The organism is Nitrobacter sp. JJSN, from assembly GCF_051912485.1.
GTDB lineage: Bacteria > Pseudomonadota > Alphaproteobacteria > Rhizobiales > Xanthobacteraceae > Nitrobacter.
The window spans coordinates 2254004-2271594 of record NZ_CP196822.1; the positions used below are offsets into that span (position 1 = coordinate 2254004).

Genomic DNA, 17591 nt, shown 5'->3' on the forward strand with positions numbered 1-17591 from the left:
ACGATCGCGCAAATCCGCTACTGGAAGCCGAATCATTTTGAGCGCATATATGGGACGGGGGACGGCAGGTGGCATTCGAAGCCGAGGTAAAATGCGTACGTTTCTTATTCCGATCATTGGTCTGATATTTTTTGCCGCGGGCAGTGCCGCCGATGCCAAGGTGTCGATCCTGGTCGACAAGGACAATCAGCAGATGACCGTCTCCGTCGACGGCGTCGAGCGCTATCATTGGCCGGTCTCGAGCGGAAATCCGTCGCACGAAACCCCGAACGGCAAATTCCAAACCTTCCGCATGGAAGCTGACCACTTCTCCAAGGAATTCGACGACGCGCCGATGCCGCACTCGATTTTCTTCACCAAGATCGGTCATGCCATCCACGGCACCTTCTCTGAGGGCAGTCTGGGCGTCCCCGTCTCGCACGGCTGCGTGCGCATCTCGCGCACCAATGCATCGACGCTCTATGCGCTGGTGCAGAAGGAAGGCGTCCTCAATACGACTGTGACGCTGACCGGATCGTCCCGCGTCGCACTGGCGCGCAATCCTCGCAGCAAGCGCAGCACCGATGTGGCCCGTCGCGATGCAGCGCCTGACTACCAGTCTTATGACGCCGCAGGAAATCCGATCCAACTGACGCCGGGACAGATCGCGCCCGCTCAGCAGCAGCCGGCCACCATTCGCGGCGGCGACGGCTATATTTATCCGGCGGACGGCAGCTCCAGCGATCAGCGCTATCCCGCCCCGCGCAGCTCCCGCCCCCTCTATGGTGCGCAAAACACTCCCGAGCGGCGGCAGTATTATGGCAACGATCAAGCCGATTACGGTTATGCGCAGCCTTACCAACCTCAGGTCTACGCGCCGCGGCCCTATCAGCCGCGCGGCCTGTTCACGGATATGAACGACTGACCGCTGCTGGTTTTAACCATCGCGGAGCCGCCGCCAGACCGCGCCGAGAATGTTGGAATAGTCGTCGGTCCAGACCCGCTGCTTTTCGGTCGGGTTGGTGAGCGCCCATTGAACCGACGACGCGAGTTTTCCGACATCTGCGGCTTCCCGTGCCGAGACAACCACATTCGTCGCAAAGATGTACTCGTCATCGCGGCCTGAGTCATCGTTATAGACCCAGCTCTTGAGGTGATTGGCGTCAGCAATGCCAACGACGACGCTGGCGAGCTCGAGATGACGGTTCGAGACGTGCATCACCACCGCGCCGTGCGGCGCGAGCTTGTCCTTGTAGATTTTCATGGCCTGCATGGTGGCGAGATGAATCGGAATCGCGTCCGAGGAATAGGCGTCGACAATGATCAGGTCGTAGATGCCATCAGGCTCCCGCGCGAATGTCAGTCGCGCGTCGCCCATCACTGGCTTCAAATCCGGCGCGCAATTCCTGACATAGGTGAAGTATTTCGGGTCTTTCGCGGTGTCGACCATCGACTGATCGATCTCGAAGAATGTCCAGTTTTCATCCGGCCGTGACGCGCAGGTCAGCGTTCCCGCGCCGAGGCCGATCACGGCCACGCGGATCGGGCCGCCCTTGCGTTCATGGATCGCAGCGATGGCCTGCCCGATGCCACCGTCCCTGTGATAATAAGAAATCGGCTCGGGCCGTCCGGTGATTGGCGTGCCGTCGTTGTTGAGCACGCGTTCGGCGCCGTGAATGGTGGTACCGTGCATCAGCACGTGATACTGCCCGTTCGGCGTCACTACGATCTTGTGAACGCCAAAGAAACTGCGCACGGTCTCGACCCGCCCCTCGTCGGCGGGATAGACGCGGATCAGCGCTAATGCCAGCACGACGGTCGCGGCGATCTTCCAGCGATTCACCCGAACCGCGACGGCAAGCAACGCAGCCAGCACCGCAACCGCGCCAATCACCCAGACGCGATGATCGTCCAGCCACGACCACACCGCGCCACGGGAACATGCCGGTATTACCAGCATCGCCGCAAACAGTGCGAGAACCGGCGCGTACCAGCGGCTCCAACGCGGCAGCAACTCATCACCGGGCGGCCGGCACAGCGCGGCCAGCGCGAGCAGTATCGGATATTCGGCGATCCACGAGAACGTAAACGGTGCGATCAAGCCCGCAAACAAGCCGCCGATCATGCCGCCGAACGACAGCGCGACATAAAAGCTCGTCAGATAGCGTGATACTGGACGGGTGCGCGCCAGTTCGCCATGACAGGCCATGGCGATCACGAAGAAGCAGAGCTGATGACCGCCGAGCGTCAGCAACAGGTTCTGCTCGCCGCCGATCGCGAGCAGGATGACGACACCGGCAATGGCGAGCGGTTGCAGCGCCAGCATCCATCGGTGCGGCAACAACGGACGCGACTGGAACACCAGCACCCATGTCAGCAGATACAGCGACAGCGGCAGCACCCACAGCAGCGGCGCGGCGGCGACATCTGTCGAGATGTGAGCCGTCACGGCAATCAGCAGGCCCGATGGAACAGCGGCCAGAAAGATCCAGCGAAAACGAAGCAGCCAGTCCGGCGCGGCGGCGTTGACCTCATCATTGACATCGACAGCCGCGACCATGGGCGATCGCAACAGCAATATCCCACATCCTGCGATCAGCAGGATCAGCGCGCCGTAACCGCCGGTCCAGAGCAGATTCTGCGCGCGCACGGTCAGCATCGGCTCCAGCAGCACCGGATAGGACAACAGCGCCAGGAAGCTGCCGATATTCGACGAGGCATAAAGAAAGTATGGGTCGCGACCATTGGGATGTCCGGTGCGGACGAACCACGCCTGCAATAGTGGATTGTTCGCGGCCAAAGCGAAGAACGGTAGCCCGATCGAGATCGCGAACATCGCCAGCAACCAGATCGCGTAACCGCTCGATGGCGGTTCACCCCTTCCCTCCGGGATCGACAGCGGCAACGTCAGCAACGCAACGACAAGCAGCGCCAGATGAATCGCTACCGGCGCGATGCGGCTGCGCAGCTTCATCAGGTAGTGCGCGTAGGCATAGCCGCCGAGCAATAGCGACTGGAAGAACACCATCGCCACTGACCAAACCGCCGGCGAACCACCAAGCCGCGGCAGCACCATCTTCGTGAACAGCGGCTGCACCGAGAACAGCAGCAGCGCGCTGGTGAAGATCGCCACGGTATAGATCACAAGGATGAGCCCGTTGCGGGTGCTGGAAGAGTGGTCCTGCGCGGAGAACGGCAGCGGCGAGGTCATGAAGGCTCCGGCAGGAGGCTGGCAGCGACCGCCGGCAGGGGCACGGCAAAACAGACGATCGACGATTGAACCGGCTTCGATAGGAACACAGGCTTGCGCCGCGGGCAACGCAGGCGCCGCGGCGGGTCGGAAATCGATCCGTCCGGCCTTGTGCCATCCATCGGCCTCTCCGATAAAGGCGCCTCGAAACTGAACGGCGGCCGAACACGTCAGACCGTCAAAGGACTTTGAAGCGGATATGTCAGAGACCGACGTCGTCGTCATCGGCGCAGGCCACAACGGCCTCACCTGCGCGGCCTATCTCGCGATGGCCGGACTGCGGGTCAAGGTCGTGGAGCGGCGCAAGGTGGTGGGCGGCGCAGCGGTGACGGAGGAATTCCATCCCGGATTCCGCAATTCGGTCGCGGCTTACACCGTCAGCCTGCTCAATCCGAAAGTCATCGCGGACTTGCGGCTGCATGACCACGGTCTGCGGATCGTCGAACGCCGCGCCCAGAATTTTTTGCCCGCGCCCGACGGCCGCTATCTCCTCACCGGCGAAGGCCGCACCGCGGCATCGGTTGCTCGCCTGAGCGAACGGGATGCCGGTGCGATCGGCGACTTCATGCGCGAATTGGAAGAGATCGCCGACGTGATCCGGCATTTCGTGCTGCGCGCACCGCCGAACCTCGTCGAGGGGTTCGGCCTCAACGCCGCGCATGAGGTCGTCAACGCGATCGGTTCCGCCGGAATCCTGCGCGGTCTGTCACTGGAGCAAAAACGCAGCCTGCTCGATCTGTTCACGCGATCGGCCGGGGACATACTCGACGATCGCTTTGAAACCGATCTGGTCAAGGCCCTGTTCGGCTTCGACGCCATCGTCGGCAACTACGCAAGCCCCTACGCGGCCGGCTCGGCCTATGTGATGCTGCACCATGCTTTCGGAGAAGTGAACGGCAAGAAGGGCGTCTGGGGCCACGCCATCGGTGGCATGGGCGCGATCACCCAGGCGATGGCGAAGGCCGCCCGTGCGCACGGCGCCGAGATCGAGACGGGAGCCGGTGTGAGCGAGATCGCCGTCGAGCGCGGCCGCGCGACGGGTGTGGTCCTCGACGACGGACAAACGATCCGCGCAAAATATGTCGCCGCGAACGTCAACCCGAAGCTGCTCTACACGCGGCTGCTGCCCGCCGACGCGCTCGCGCCCACCTTTCTCAACCGCATCAAGACCTGGCGCAACGGCTCCGGAACCTTCCGGATGAACGTGGCACTATCGGCCCTGCCCTCATTCTCCGCCTTGCCGGGCGCGGGCAACCATCTCAGCGCCGGCATCATCATCGCACCTGGTCTCGGGTACATGGACCGTGCCTGGCAGGATGCGCGTCAGTTCGGCTGGAGCCGCGAACCGGTGGTGGAGCTTCTGATCCCCTCGGTGATCGACGACTCGCTCGCGCCGCCGGGTCAGCATGTCGCGAGCCTGTTCTGCCAGCATGTGGCGCCGCAGCTGCCCAACGGGGCATCCTGGGATGACCATCGCAATGAGGTCGCCGATCTTATGATCGCGACCGTCGACCGCTACGCGCCAGGCTTTGCCGCCAGCGTCATCGGCCGGCAAATCCTGTCGCCGCTGGACCTCGAGCGCGAGTTCGGACTGCTGGGCGGCGACATTTTTCATGGTGCGCTCACGCTCAACCAGTTGTTCTCAGCCCGGCCGATGCTGGGGCACGCCGACTACCGGGGACCATTGAAAGGTCTCTATCATTGCGGCGCCGGCTCGCATCCCGGCGGCGGCGTCACCGGCGCCCCCGGCCATAACGCGGCGCGCACGATCCTGCGGGATCACCGGTCGCTATTCGCCCGCCGTTAGATTCTCTGATGGAATCAGAAGCGGGGCTCAATGATTTTTGACTTGATGCGTTTTCTTCACGCGAGCTGCTATCCGCTTCGTTCGAAAACACTTTAACCGCTCAGGCGATCAGCAACACATAGACCGCCATCAACGGCGTCAGTCCGAGTAGAACGACGCTGATACCGAACGCCCACATGATGTCCTCGGTCGCGATCCCGGATGTTCTGCCGGCCGGCTCGACCTGATCGATGCCCTGCAATTCCATGACGTCCCCGCATTCTGCTTGGGGACATCGGTAGCGACAAACCTCTAAAAAACCTCGCCGCGATTCCGCTGGAATTTGAACACAGGTGCTACCCGGGATTAACCCTCGCGGTTACCGATGCAATTTTGCGGCAAATCGCCCGCTTCCGTCTGTGGATAAGGCCGTCGAAATCCTGTGCAAAACTTGGTATCAGGCCGGTGGTAAACCTGTGGATATCTCTGTGGAAAAGTTGTGGAAAACGATGTGAAAAAGCCTGCAACAGCCGATCGGGGCCTGTTGGATAATCCGGGTATGTCTCCCCGACCATTTGTGGATCCCGCACGGTGGCCCGACGCTTTCTTCGCGGATTTACCGGCTCGGGCGCTCGCGGCCTGCCTTTTTGGCAATCTCAGGCCGCTTCTTTGCCGCCATCCCCGCCGCCTGCGCCTTTCCGCCCCTGCGTTTTCCATCGTCTAAGTTTCCGATTTGCACTAAAGCAAATGCCTAGCGAAAGTAGGCAAGTACTGGGGGTCTATGTGCTGCAAATTCTTGGCCGGGTCTTTCTCACGGTTATTGTCCCGTTATACGGAGGCTACCTCGGCACATCCCGGAACACTTTTGACATCTACCTGGCCTTGGCCGCCACATGGTCACTATGGGCCTACGGTCACCCGGGGCCCCAACAGCTTTGGCAAACGGGCGGCTGGGCCGGCGTTCTAAAAGGCTGGCTTCTCATGGCGATTGCCGTTCTGCTGGTGGCCGCACCGGCCTACGGCATCGGCTATCTCATCGCCAAAAACTGGGGCACGACCTGACCCCTGGACCGCCATCCGTCGGGCCCCCGATGACCAACGCCGTCACGCCAGCGACCAGTCGCGCCGCCTTCGTCATCGGTGAGGAGCGGATCGCAAAACGGGCCGTCGATCTCCTGACCGAGTGTCTCGAGGACGGCGAGGCTGCGGTTGCCGCATTCGAACGCAGCGACGGGCGCTGGGGCGTCTCGATACACTTCGCCGACCCGCCTGATGAAGAGCGAATCCGCACGCTGGTCGCGCTGACCGCCGGCGATGACATCGCGCAAACCATCGCCTTCGATACCATCGCCGCCAAGGACTGGGTCGAGGCCAGCCTTCAAGGTCTGGCGCCGGTTCCGGCCGGCCGCTTCATCGTCCACGGCCGGCATGACCGCGCCCGCGTCCCGCCAAACAAACTCGGCATTGAGATCGAGGCGGCGCTGGCATTCGGAACTGGTCACCACGGCACCACGCGCGGCTGCCTGCTGCTGCTCGATCATGTGCTGCACAGCAAGATGCCACGGCGCGTTCTCGATCTCGGCGCCGGCACCGGCGTTCTCGCCATCGCCGCTGCCAAGGCGCTGCGGCGAAAAGTGCTGGCCAGCGACATCGACCCACGTTCGACAATCGTGGCGCGGGAGAATGCCGCGTTGAACGGCGTCGGCAATCTTGTCGAGTCGATCTGCGCGACCGGCTTTTCCGCGCCGCCGTTTCGCGCGCACGCGCCATTCGATCTGGTGCTGGCGAATATCCTCGCCAATCCGCTGCGGCAGATGGCGCCGGCCATGGCAACGCATCTTGCACCCGAAGCCATGGTGGTCCTGTCGGGGCTGTTGCCGCATCAGACCCGCGGCGTGATCGCAGCCTATCGCGCGCAGGGGTTGGTGCTGATCCAGCAGATGCGGATCGACGGATGGTGCAGCCTGCTGATGCAGAATCGCAGGTAACGCTAGTCCCTCGCCGCCTTTCACGATGACGCTGCGCGGCGCGCGCGGGACGTTGCGCAGCCATTTCCACGGTCCTAGGATAGGCGGACAATGTTCGAAGCTCATTTCCAGACATTCGAGGATCCCGAAGGCGGCGTCGCGCTGACCGCCCGTCTCGCCGCGTTTCGCGAGGAACTGGCGCGGCGGCAACTGACGGGATTTGTGATTCCGCGCGCCGACCAGCAGCAGAACGAATATGTCGCGCCCTCCGAGGAGCGGCTGGCATGGCTCACCGGATTCACCGGATCAGCCGGCCTCGCCATCGTGCTCGCGAAGGAAGCCGCGGTGTTTGTCGACGGCCGCTACACATTGCAGGCGGCGCAACAGGTGGATACCCAGGCTTGGGGCATCGCTTCGCTGATCGATCCGCCCCCGGAAAATTGGCTGGCGGAGCATCTCACGGCCGGTGACCGCCTCGGATACGATCCATGGCTGCATACGTCGGCGGCAGTTGAACGTCTCGCCAAGGCTTGCACGAAAGCCGGTGCCGAACTGGTCCCCGTCGAGAGCAATCCGGTCGACAGTATTTGGACCGATCGCCCCGCACAGCCGCTCGGCCCGGTTACGATCCATGGCGCGACGTTCGCGGGCGAATCTGAGGCCGACAAACTCGCGCGCATCCGCACCGAAATGACAAAGCTCGGAGTCGATGCGCTGGTGTTGTCGGATTCCCACGCGGTGGCCTGGACCTTCAACATTCGCGGCGCCGACGTCTCGCATACGCCGCTGCCTTTGTCCTACGCTTTCGTGCCGAAGAACGGACGTCCCATCGTGTTCGTCGATTCCCGCAAACTCTCCAACGTCAGTCGCGATCATCTCGAGCGCAATGCTGATGTACGCGAGCCCAACGCGTTGACAGAAGCGCTGACCGTCACGGCCAAATCCGGTGCATCCATCGCGCTCGACAGCGCCACCGCCGCCGACGCGTTGACCCGTCTGATCACATCTGCCGGCGGCAAGCCGGTGCGCGGCAGCGATCCCGTCGCGCTGCTCAAGGCCGTGAAGAACCCGACCGAGATCGCGGGCGCCCGCACCGCGCATCAACGCGACGCCGTGGCGCTGGCGCGGTTTCTCGCCTGGATCGACCGCGAGGCGCCGAAGGGCACGCTGACCGAAATCGACGCCGTCGAGGCACTGGAAACCTTTCGCCGTGACACCGGCGCACTGAAGGACGTCTCCTTTCCCACCATCTCGGGCACCGGACCGAACGGCGCCATCGTCCACTACCACGTCACCCGCAAGAGCAACCGCCGCATCGTGTCAGGCGATCTGCTGCTGATCGATTCCGGCGCGCAATACGAGGACGGCACCACCGACGTCACCCGCACCATCGCGATCGGCAATCCGACCGACGAGATGCGCGACCGCTTCACCCGCGTGCTGCGCGGCCACATCGCCATCGCGCGTGCGGTATTTCCCGACGGCACCACCGGAGCGCAGCTCGACACGCTGGCGCGGCAGTTCCTCTGGCAGGCCGGCGCCGACTTCGAGCACGGCACCGGCCACGGCGTCGGCAGCTATCTTTCGGTGCATGAAGGTCCGGCGCGGATTTCAAAACTCGGCACCACGCCACTGAAGCGCGGCATGATCCTGTCCAACGAGCCCGGCTACTACAAGCGTGATGCGTTCGGCATCCGGATTGAAAATCTGGTGCTGGTCATGGCAAGCGAAATTCCCGACGCCGAGAAACCCATGAACGGCTTCGAGACCCTGACGCTGGCGCCGATCGACCGCCGCCTGATCGATCACCGCATCAGCAAGAAAGAGCTGACGTGGCTCAACGACTATCATGCCCGCGTCCGCCGCGAGGTGCGCCCGCATCTCGACGAGGCCACCAAGGTCTGGCTCGACGCCGCGACGGAGCCGCTGCATGTGGAAGACCGGGCCTGACCTCCTGACATTCGTCATCACCTCCCGACGTGCGACATCGCCCCTGTTATTTGCGGCGCGGGGACGCCGTCGCTCAACTTGTCCCGTCCCTCTCACGCGCGCTTGGGGCTTGCCCCATTCGCGCCACGCCCAAAAGTGAGGGCGCGCGGAACGCCGGACGCAGGGTGCGTCCGCAGCCTCATGCGCGATGAAAACAAGCGCACGAGTTAGTCACCACGAAAGCACCGGACACATCCGGCGTTCCGCACACAGTGGTTTTTCGGCTTGCTTCGTGCTCTCCCCGGCAACGGCCGAAGCCTGACGCCGTCGTCTCCGCGGTACTTTCTTGCGCCGGTTGGCGCGCGAAAGAGCAGTCCGGATTTCGGAAGGACCACACGACTTGGACCGCCGCGCAAAGGCAATGCAAGTGGGACGCATCTCCGTCCCGGCCCGCATCGCGCAGCGTCGTCGTCAGCCAGACTTCCGGTCGCTCACGCGGCTTCCGAAGCTTCAATGCCCCTCCAGGGAGGAAAGCATCCTTGCTCCGGGCTTGCGCCCTACGACCTTCGTTCCGGCCTGACGCTGCCGCGTCCACCGCATCCCGCCCCGCGTATCGTGACGATCGCGAGCCGCCCCTCTTATCGAGGCGAGACGAATAGGAATATAATCATATTACTGAACTTGTCAAGCCGAGCTTTGACCGAAGCCGTCAATATATCTAAGTTGGTGAAGACGCGATTGTGGAATTTGTACTGGTCGTCGATACTGCGACCTTTCTAAAAATGTCGGTGCAGAAACGGCGCGAGCGGCGCGCGGCGAATTGGCCACGATGTACCCTGCGTATGATAAGTGAGAAGCTCCGCAATCGCGTCACCTTCATCGCAGACAATGGATCTCAAGAAAACGTACGATCTAAGTTCGTTAGGAGCATTACTTGGATGCTCGTCAAAACAGCTTGGGTATTATATTTATCGGAAAAACATCGCCTCTCAGTACAAGTACTTTGAGATAGCCAAAAGAAGTGGCGACCGCCGGAAAATTAGAGCCCCGGCGACAAACCTAAAAATCATTCAGAAAAATCTAGCTAGAGAACTTAATGCTCTTTTTAATTTCAGATCGTCTGTTACGGGATTCGTCAAAGGCCGAAACATTGAGCGCAACGCGTCGATGCATGTTGGCCAAAGGCACATTTTAAACATCGACCTGCAAGACTTCTTTCCAACCATCAACTATGGGCGGATTTTCGGCCTTCTTTCGAAGGCGCCCCATAATATCGCTCCGAAGGTAGCTGCTGCCATCGCGAAGGCTTGTACGTTGGATAACGAGCTCCCCCAAGGCGCACCAACTTCGCCGGTTTTGTCGAATTTAGTTTGCGCCAAAATGGATGCTGAATTGAGCCGCTTCGCAGCAGCTAACAAATGCGTTTACTCACGATATGCAGACGACATGACATTTTCAACCAATCGGCAGCTCATGCCATTATCGTCTCTAGGACTAGACGCCGAGGGAAGGCCTCAAACGCAAGTCGCCAAGGCATTGCGCGACATCGTCGAAGAAAACGGCTTTGTGATCAACGAAAAAAAATCTCGGCTAACGAGTCGCGCGCGGCGCCAGGTCGTGACCGGCTTAGTTGTGAATAAACGGGTAAACGTCCGCCGAAGCTACATAAGAGAAGTACGCGCGATGCTATTTGTTTGGAAAAAGTTTGGTTTGGATGCTGCCCAGAAAGAATTCGATGACTCATACCGCGGAAATGGGCGGAATTTTCAGTCGGTCTTGCGTGGCCGGATAGAGTTCATTGGACAAATACGAGGGCGGCCTGATGCCGTATACAAGAGACTTGCCTTACAATTTAATCAGCTAGTTACGGGCGGAAAGATTCGAACTGAGCTAAGTCCTTCAGAAATTGCAGCGCAAGCTGTGTGGGTTCTAGAGAATGACGCCGCCTCCCAGGGGAGTGCATTTTTTCTGAAAGATGTTGGAATTGTCAGCTGCGAACACTGTGTTGGAGTAAATCCATATATCTATCATCATGCCGACCACTCAAAAAAATTTCCCTTAAAACTGAAAGTGAAGGACGATCACAGAGACTTGGCTATTTTTGACATTCCACCCGAGCTAAAAAACGTACACGCGATCCCACTTCATAATGGAACGGCCCTCGCAAGTGGAGCGTCAATAATCTTGCTCGGATACCCAAATCACTTTGCTGCCCGTCCCGTTCGCATTGAGCACGGCACCCTAATAAGAACCTTTCCAAGGTCCGGTGTTACAAATATCGAGATCACCGCAAAAATTATCGAAGGCAACAGCGGCGGACCAGTGTTGAACGACAAATACGAGGTCATCGGCATTGCGACCCGAGGAATTAACGCCTCGACGAAACTCCAAAGTGCCGAGTTTCTTGCTGTTCATGCCGACGAACTCGCTAAGTTATGAATCGGCTGACAATCATCGTCGGGCTGTCGCCCTAATACTCCACCTTCGGATACCACGTCTCCCCTCGCCCCTCCGGCGTCATGTCGAGAAGATTCCACAAGGGATCGGCGAGATCGCCGGCGCGGTGGTGCTGGCCCGGCTCCGGGCGTGCGAAGGCCATCTCCGAGCCCCAGAAGTGATGGATTTTTCCGTTGCGCTTCTTGAACACGTTGAAGATCGTCTCATCCCAGCTCTGGCCCTCCGGCACCCTGTGCTGCGCGCGCATGGCCTTTGAGAACTTCGAGGTGTCTCCGAAATAGTCGCCGTCGTAACAGTTGCCCGCGGTCGAGAGTAGCGACATGTGCTGCCAGCCGCGCTTGTGCGCGAACGCCATGAGCCGCGCGATCGGCGATTTGGCGACGACATGAAACGCGGCGCGCTGGGTGAGGTGCCGCGCAGCGCCGTCGATACTATCGAGCAGATGCGTGCAGCCGGGGCACGGGGACTCGCGCTCGGGGCCATACATGAAACTGTAGAGGATCAGCGTGTCGTGCGGGCCGAACAGCTCGGACATCCTCACCTTCTCCGGCATGAGATTGTTGCCGATGCGCTCGAACACGTAATCCCATGGCACCTCGCCACCTATCGGCAACGCGCGGCGTCTCGCCGCCACCGCCTCGATCTGCGCGCGCAGCTTGATTTCCTCCTCCAGCAGCCGGTTGCGCGCGGCGCGATAGCCCTCGCTCTCGTTCGGATATCGCAGATGTTCCATTAGGAGCCTCGCGGAATGCTGTGGGGGGATCGCGTGCGGAATGGAACGGAGAAAACGCGCGCGACGGAGTGGAGTTCCAGGGGGCGCGAGGATGCCTCGTCCCGGCGGAATTCCACGCAACAAAAAAGCCCCGTCATTGCTGACGAGGCTCCCTGAACGCCCGTTTCAGTACGTTCGTGAAACGAAGCGTGAAACCTAAAGCGCGTCCCGGTTCATCCGCGGGTCACGGCGCTTTGCGATTCCCTGCATGATGCGCCGCCATCATCACATAGGGATGACAGACGGCGCAGTCATGAATCTTATGCGAGCGAGAGGTTTTCTGCGCTGACCTTGCCGCGCATCTTGTCGGTCTTCAGCTCGAAGTTGACCTTCTGGCCCTCATTGAGGCCGGAGAGGCCCGCGCGCTCCACCGCACTGATGTGCACGAACACGTCGTTGCCGCCGTCGTTCGGCTGGATGAAGCCAAAGCCCTTCTGGCCGTTAAACCACTTCACTGTACCTGTCGTCATTAGAGTCGTCCTTGTTCCAAAACGCGCAGATGCGCGGTTCCGCGCACCGTCGCGCGATACATCCAATCTCAGCGATGTCTTTGGAAAGGAGCCTTCGTCTTTGAAAGAAGACTTGCGGCGCTCTAACAAAACCAATGCCAGCAATCGAATGACAGCGCCCATAGCATTTCCGGGCGGAAATAGCAAATTCCGGCCCCACTCTGGCATTTTGGCCGATGATACCTATATGAGTTCCATGACCAAGACCCCGCCGAGCCCCTCGCAATTGGCCCGCAACGAGCGGATGCGCCTCGCCGCCATCGAGGGCGCAAAAGCCCGTTCCGATATCGAGGCCCGCGACGTCGCCGTCCGCAAGAACATGGAACGCCTGCGCGCGCTGCGGATGGCGAAGGAAGCCGACGAGGCGTCGCAGCCGAAGCCGGTGAAAGCACCCGCCCGGAAGAAAGCCGCGGCCAAACAAACACCCAAGCTGTCGGATTTTCTCGCGTCGCAAAAGAGCACCGGCCGGACGACGTAGCGCGGACAGGCCGCGAGCGCGCCGAGCGCGAATGACTGACGCAACATAAAAAAGCCCCGCGATCGCTCCGGGGCTTTTTGGCGTCGTAGAGCCCTGTCGTCATGCCGGGTTTATCCCGGCGATGACGATGTGGCCGATCAATATCGGTAGTGATCGCTCTTGAACGGGCCCGCGACCTTGACGCCGATGTAGTCGGCCTGGTCCTTGCGAAGCTCGGTGAGCTTGACGCCGATCTTGTTCAGATGCAGCCGCGCCACCTTTTCGTCCAGCGTCTTGGGCAGCACGTACACCTCTTTCTTGTACTTGCTGTCCTTGTTGTTGGCGAACAGCTCGATCTGCGCCAGTGTCTGGTTGGTGAACGACGCACTCATCACGAAGCTCGGATGCCCCATCGCGTTGCCGAGATTCACGAGACGGCCTTCCGACAACAGGATCATGCGCTTGCCGTCGGCAAAGGTGATCTCGTCCACCTGTGGCTTGATGTTGTCCCACTTCAGGTTCTTCAGCGCGCCGACCTGGATCTCGTTGTCGAAGTGGCCGATGTTGCAGACGACGGCGCGATCCTTCATCGCGCGCATGTGCTCGATGGTGATGATGTCCTTATTGCCGGTGGCGGTGACGAAGATGTCGGCGCGCGGCGCGGCGTCCTCCATGGTCACGACCTCGTAGCCTTCCATCGCCGCCTGCAGCGCGCAGATCGGATCGATCTCGGAGACCATGACGCGGCAGCCGGCCTGGCGCAGCGAAGCGGCCGAGCCCTTGCCGACGTCGCCGAAGCCCGCGACCATGGCGACCTTGCCGCTCATCATCACGTCGGTGCCGCGGCGAATGCCGTCGACCAGCGACTCGCGGCAGCCATAGAGGTTGTCGAACTTCGACTTGGTGACGCTGTCGTTGACGTTGATCGCTGGCCACAGCAGCGTTCCGGCCTTCTGCATGTCATAGAGACGATGCACGCCAGTGGTGGTCTCCTCTGAGACGCCCTTGATGCTCTCGGCGATACCAGCGAAGTAGCCTTTCGGCTTCTCCTTGAGCTGCTTCTTGAGCAGCGCGAAGAACACTTCCTCTTCCTCGGAGCCGGGCTTGTCGAGGAACGCGGTGTCGCCGTTCTCGGCGCGCAGGCCGAGATGGACGTACATCGTCGCGTCACCGCCGTCATCGAGGATCATATTGGGGTGGCCACCGCCGTGCCAGTCGAACAGCTTTGCGGTGTAGTCCCAATAGTCCTTCAGCGTCTCGCCTTTCACCGCGAACACCGGAATGCCGGCGGCCGCGATCGCCGCGGCGGCGTGATCCTGCGTCGAATAGATGTTGCAGGAGACCCAGCGGATGTCGGCGCCGAGCGCCTTCAGCGTTTCGATCAGCACCGCGGTCTGGATCGTCATGTGCAGCGAGCCGGCGATGCGCGCGCCCTTCAACGGTTGCTTGGGGCCGTATTCCTCGCGCGTCGCCATCAGCCCGGGCATCTCGGTCTCGGCGAGCGAGATTTCCTTGCGGCCGAAATCGGCAAGGCCGATGTCCTTGACGATGTAGTCGGTGAAACCTGCGGCCTGCTTGGCGGTGGCGGTGGCGGTGGTCATGCTGATTTTCCTGCTCTGCTCCCTGTCCCCGTTTACGGGGGAGAGGGTCGGGGTAAGGGGCGATACGGCGCCACGACAATCTGTTAGTTGGGAGGGCTGGCCCTCACCCGCCGCGAAGACGCGGCGACCTCTCTCCCCGCGAGCGGGGAGAGTGAAAGGAAACATCACACCGCGCGCTTGAGCACCTCGGCGAGATCGGTCTTCTCCCAGGAGAACCCGCCCTCGTTATCCGGCGTGCGGCCGAAATGGCCGTAGGACGAGGTGCGCGCGTAGATCGGCCGGTTCAGGTCGAGATGCTTGCGGATGCCGCGCGGCGTCAGGTCCATCGCCTCAGACACGATCCGCTCGAGCGTGTCTTCGGGAACCTTTCCGGTGCTGTGCGTGTCGATGTAGATCGACAGCGGACGCGCTACGCCGATGGCGTAGGCAAGTTGCAACGTACAACGGTCGGCGAGACCGGCGGCGACGATGTTCTTGGCGAGGTAGCGCGCGGCATAGGCCGCCGAACGGTCGACCTTGGTGGGGTCCTTGCCGGAGAAAGCGCCGCCGCCATGCGGCGCAGCGCCACCATAAGTATCAACGATGATCTTGCGACCGGTCAGCCCGGCGTCGCCGTCGGGGCCGCCGATGAAGAACTTGCCGGTGGGATTGATGTGCCAGATGGTCTTGTCGGTGATCCAGCCCTTCGGCAATGCCTCGCGCACATAGGGCTCGACGCGCTCGCGCACCTGATCGGAGCTCATGTCCTCGACGAGATGCTGGTGCGACACCACGATTTCGCGCACGCCGACCGGCTTGCCGTTCTCATATTGCACCGTGACCTGGCTCTTGGAATCCGGACCCAGCACCTTTTCCTTGCCGGAGTGGCGAGCCTCAGAAATCAGCCGCAGGATCTTGTGAGCGTAGAAAATCGGTGCCGGCATCAGGTCCGGCGTCTCGTTGCAGGCGTAGCCGAACATGATGCCCTGATCGCCGGCGCCCTCTTCCTTGTTGGTGCCGGGCTGCAAGGCATCGACGCCCTGCGCGATGTCGGCCGACTGCGGATGCAGCAGGATCTCGATGTCGGCGGTTTTCCAGTGAAAACCATCCTGCTCGTAGCCGATGTCCTTGATCGCGGCGCGGACCACGCTTTCGATCTTCTCCTTGGTGACGGATTGAGGTCCGCGTGTTTCTCCGGCGATCACCACCTTGTTGGTGGTGGCTAGCGTCTCGCACGCGGCGCGGATCGCCCACGGATCAATGCCGGCTTTCGGACCCTCGCTGAAAAACAGATCGACGATCTCGTCCGAAATACGATCGCACACCTTGTCCGGATGCCCTTCGGACACCGATTCACTCGTGAACAAGTAAGATCCGCGCATCAATCGTCCCTTCATCCGCCAGAGGTGGCGGTCCTTTCGTGCTGTTAACCTGGAATGTCAGTCCCGGCGACGCGAGATGACGTAGGATTCGTCGTAGAACCAGAGACCATTGTGCTTGCGCAAAACCTCTCTGGTGGCGTCCAGATAGCGGCCGCTTTGGGTCATCTCCGTCAACCGGTCGTCTTCGACTTGGGCGACATAAACCGCCGCATTCCATGCTGCAAACGCTGTCGAGGTACCGATCGATCCCGTGACCTCATTGGGCAGCGCTTCCATATCATAGCGAAAGATCGAACGGTGGTCGGCATAAGCGTTAAAATTAAGGTCGCGCCCCACCGAACCAAGCTCGTATTTCACAGCGCGCAATAGCTCATGACGGCTCACGGCGAAAGGGTTTTCTCCTGGCCAGACCGCCTGGACGATCTCCAACCCGGGGTCCCGGCCATGAGAATGTATTCCTATTAAACGCCCTCCGGGCCGCAACGCCCGAGCCAGGGGAGCGATTATCCGTCTGGCCCTGAAGTTGAGGGAAGATTTGGCCCGATAAGGCTGCGATGCAATCACCAGATCGAAGTTGGCCTCGACCCGCCCGGCCCGCGGAATCACCGAATCAAGCAGGAACTGATGGTCCTCCCGATAGATCACCAGCACGACGGGGCGCTCGTAGATCGGCATCCCCGTAACCGGACTGACGTTCGCCCGCCAGTTCTCCTCGAGATACGGCCACAGGTCCCGGATCTGAGTCTCGAACTCGCCGGAGGACGCGCCGCGTAGCGGCACCTCGCGCCACACCGTGCCGGCCGCAGCCTGGGGTGACCGGGGCGCGAGCCAGGGCGCCTCCGCGTAATTCATGTTGGTCAGCACCAGGACGGTCGCCGGATGCTCAAACAACCGGTCCGGCGCCTTGTCGAGTGTCAGCTTGATGTCCTCGAGGCTGAGTTCCTTGCCCGCGATATAGAAGGGCATGTGGGGAAAGCGGCCGTGCATGGAACGCATCACGCGCGCCAGCACTGTACCGTCGCCAACGCCTGCGTCGAACACCCGCAAGGCCGGCGGGCGCGGATGAATGCTGCTGAACTCCAGTGCGACGCGGTCGGCGATAACGCGCTTCTCGCTGCAGGTATGGACGAACAGCAGATATTTCTGCCGGTTCTCGAAGAAGCGGAAATTGGCGCGGGGATCGCGCCGCTCGATCGGCTCCGGCCTGCGGACCGGCGCCGCGCCATCCGGCGAGCCCGAGGCGATATAGGCCTCAATCCGGTTCAGCGTGTCGATGGTGATGCGCTTGCCCTCGCGCAGCCGATGCACGAGCTTGCCGTCATTGACTGCGCGCCGGCCAAAGGTCGATTCCGCCATTCCGGCCCGGCGGCAATAGTCTGAAATCTGGCTCAGCAGTTGATCGTTGGTCATCGCAGTTTGTATGGGGCCCGATGGATGGGCAGCAGAATAAAAGTCATTCTTCCTATCACCATCTGCCCACCATTGGAACCCATACTGGCCGCATCCCCGCTCATCCCTGTTTC

14 protein-coding genes are annotated in these 17591 nt (G+C 61.2%); 7 read left to right on the forward strand and 7 right to left on the reverse strand.

The genetic code is table 11. The annotated features are described in order from the left end of the window. Nucleotides 1-91 precede the first annotated feature (91 nt). The gene (locus ACSZOQ_RS11195) at nt 92-904 is read left to right on the forward strand and encodes a L,D-transpeptidase family protein (protein WP_439922608.1); all 813 of its coding nucleotides are present in this window, start codon (nt 92-94) and stop codon (nt 902-904) included. Nucleotides 905-916: 12 nt separating this feature from the next. Here the strand turns inward: ACSZOQ_RS11195 and ACSZOQ_RS11200 are convergent, their stop codons facing one another. Next, a complete protein-coding gene (locus ACSZOQ_RS11200; RefSeq protein ID WP_439922609.1) occupies nt 917-3190 on the reverse strand; it encodes a spermidine synthase in 2274 nt (757 codons plus the stop codon). Between the two features lie 238 nt (nt 3191-3428). On the opposite strand from ACSZOQ_RS11200, the gene ACSZOQ_RS11205 reads away from it, so the two are divergent. Next, on the forward strand, nt 3429-5036 hold the full coding sequence (locus tag ACSZOQ_RS11205) for a phytoene desaturase family protein (protein WP_439922610.1): 1608 nt from the start codon (nt 3429-3431) through the stop codon (nt 5034-5036). A 100-nt stretch (nt 5037-5136) separates the two neighbouring features. Here ACSZOQ_RS11205 and ACSZOQ_RS11210 read toward each other — a convergent pair whose 3' ends face one another. Further along, a complete protein-coding gene (locus ACSZOQ_RS11210) occupies nt 5137-5283 on the reverse strand; it encodes a hypothetical protein (protein ID WP_439922611.1) in 147 nt (48 codons plus the stop codon). A 515-nt stretch (nt 5284-5798) separates the two neighbouring features. Here ACSZOQ_RS11210 and ACSZOQ_RS11215 point away from each other — a divergent pair. The 4 genes from ACSZOQ_RS11215 to ACSZOQ_RS11230 all read left to right on the forward strand — a co-directional run bounded on the left by ACSZOQ_RS11215 (nt 5799) and on the right by ACSZOQ_RS11230 (nt 11350). After that, nucleotides 5799-6077, forward strand: a complete 279-nt coding sequence (locus tag ACSZOQ_RS11215) for a hypothetical protein (protein WP_439922612.1) — start codon at nt 5799-5801, stop codon at nt 6075-6077. A gap of 29 nt (nt 6078-6106) precedes the next feature. After that, nucleotides 6107-7003 carry a 50S ribosomal protein L11 methyltransferase gene (locus ACSZOQ_RS11220; RefSeq protein ID WP_439922613.1) on the forward strand — a complete coding sequence of 299 codons (897 nt, stop codon included), beginning with the start codon at nt 6107-6109 and terminating at the stop codon, nt 7001-7003. Between the two features lie 90 nt (nt 7004-7093). Beyond that, a complete protein-coding gene (locus tag ACSZOQ_RS11225) occupies nt 7094-8932 on the forward strand; it encodes an aminopeptidase P family protein (protein ID WP_439922614.1) in 1839 nt (612 codons plus the stop codon). An 867-nt stretch (nt 8933-9799) separates the two neighbouring features. Further along, the gene (locus tag ACSZOQ_RS11230; protein WP_439922615.1) at nt 9800-11350 is read left to right on the forward strand and encodes a reverse transcriptase domain-containing protein; all 1551 of its coding nucleotides are present in this window, start codon (nt 9800-9802) and stop codon (nt 11348-11350) included. Nucleotides 11351-11381: 31 nt separating this feature from the next. Here ACSZOQ_RS11230 and ACSZOQ_RS11235 read toward each other — a convergent pair whose 3' ends face one another. Further along, a complete protein-coding gene (locus ACSZOQ_RS11235) occupies nt 11382-12101 on the reverse strand; it encodes a DUF899 family protein (protein WP_439922616.1) in 720 nt (239 codons plus the stop codon). A 299-nt stretch (nt 12102-12400) separates the two neighbouring features. Beyond that, nucleotides 12401-12610, reverse strand: coding sequence for a cold-shock protein (locus tag ACSZOQ_RS11240; protein ID WP_439922617.1), 210 nt, complete (start codon nt 12608-12610; stop codon nt 12401-12403). Between the two features lie 235 nt (nt 12611-12845). Between ACSZOQ_RS11240 and ACSZOQ_RS11245 the strand changes: the two genes are divergently transcribed. Continuing rightward, nucleotides 12846-13127 (forward strand): hypothetical protein, encoded by a 282-nt coding sequence (locus ACSZOQ_RS11245; RefSeq protein WP_439922618.1) that lies wholly within the window; start codon nt 12846-12848, stop codon nt 13125-13127. A gap of 137 nt (nt 13128-13264) precedes the next feature. Here ACSZOQ_RS11245 and ahcY read toward each other — a convergent pair whose 3' ends face one another. From ahcY to ACSZOQ_RS11260, 3 genes are all read right to left on the reverse strand, one after another. After that, nucleotides 13265-14707 (reverse strand): adenosylhomocysteinase, encoded by a 1443-nt coding sequence (gene ahcY, locus ACSZOQ_RS11250; RefSeq protein WP_439922619.1) that lies wholly within the window; start codon nt 14705-14707, stop codon nt 13265-13267. Between the two features lie 164 nt (nt 14708-14871). Then, on the reverse strand, nt 14872-16068 hold the full coding sequence (metK, locus tag ACSZOQ_RS11255; RefSeq protein WP_439922620.1) for a methionine adenosyltransferase: 1197 nt from the start codon (nt 16066-16068) through the stop codon (nt 14872-14874). A gap of 57 nt (nt 16069-16125) precedes the next feature. Continuing rightward, nucleotides 16126-17478, reverse strand: a complete 1353-nt coding sequence (locus ACSZOQ_RS11260) for a hypothetical protein (RefSeq protein ID WP_439922621.1) — start codon at nt 17476-17478, stop codon at nt 16126-16128. Between the last annotated feature and the right edge of the window lie 113 nt (nt 17479-17591).

What these genes read in the sequence shown, in the direction of transcription:
- ACSZOQ_RS11195 (WP_439922608.1), top strand. Translation starts at nt 92, where the DNA reads ATGCGTACGTTTCTTATTCCGATCATTGGTCTGATATTTTTTGCCGCG.
- ACSZOQ_RS11200 (WP_439922609.1), bottom strand. Translation starts at nt 3,190, where the DNA reads ATGACCTCGCCGCTGCCGTTCTCCGCGCAGGACCACTCTTCCAGCACC.
- ACSZOQ_RS11205 (WP_439922610.1), top strand. Translation starts at nt 3,429, where the DNA reads ATGTCAGAGACCGACGTCGTCGTCATCGGCGCAGGCCACAACGGCCTC.
- ACSZOQ_RS11210 (WP_439922611.1), bottom strand. Translation starts at nt 5,283, where the DNA reads ATGGAATTGCAGGGCATCGATCAGGTCGAGCCGGCCGGCAGAACATCC.
- ACSZOQ_RS11220 (WP_439922613.1), top strand. Translation starts at nt 6,107, where the DNA reads ATGACCAACGCCGTCACGCCAGCGACCAGTCGCGCCGCCTTCGTCATC.
- ACSZOQ_RS11225 (WP_439922614.1), top strand. Translation starts at nt 7,094, where the DNA reads ATGTTCGAAGCTCATTTCCAGACATTCGAGGATCCCGAAGGCGGCGTC.
- ACSZOQ_RS11230 (WP_439922615.1), top strand. Translation starts at nt 9,800, where the DNA reads ATGGATCTCAAGAAAACGTACGATCTAAGTTCGTTAGGAGCATTACTT.
- ACSZOQ_RS11235 (WP_439922616.1), bottom strand. Translation starts at nt 12,101, where the DNA reads ATGGAACATCTGCGATATCCGAACGAGAGCGAGGGCTATCGCGCCGCG.
- ACSZOQ_RS11240 (WP_439922617.1), bottom strand. Translation starts at nt 12,610, where the DNA reads ATGACGACAGGTACAGTGAAGTGGTTTAACGGCCAGAAGGGCTTTGGC.
- ACSZOQ_RS11245 (WP_439922618.1), top strand. Translation starts at nt 12,846, where the DNA reads ATGACCAAGACCCCGCCGAGCCCCTCGCAATTGGCCCGCAACGAGCGG.
- ahcY (WP_439922619.1), bottom strand. Translation starts at nt 14,707, where the DNA reads ATGACCACCGCCACCGCCACCGCCAAGCAGGCCGCAGGTTTCACCGAC.
- metK (WP_439922620.1), bottom strand. Translation starts at nt 16,068, where the DNA reads ATGCGCGGATCTTACTTGTTCACGAGTGAATCGGTGTCCGAAGGGCAT.
- ACSZOQ_RS11260 (WP_439922621.1), bottom strand. Translation starts at nt 17,478, where the DNA reads ATGACCAACGATCAACTGCTGAGCCAGATTTCAGACTATTGCCGCCGG.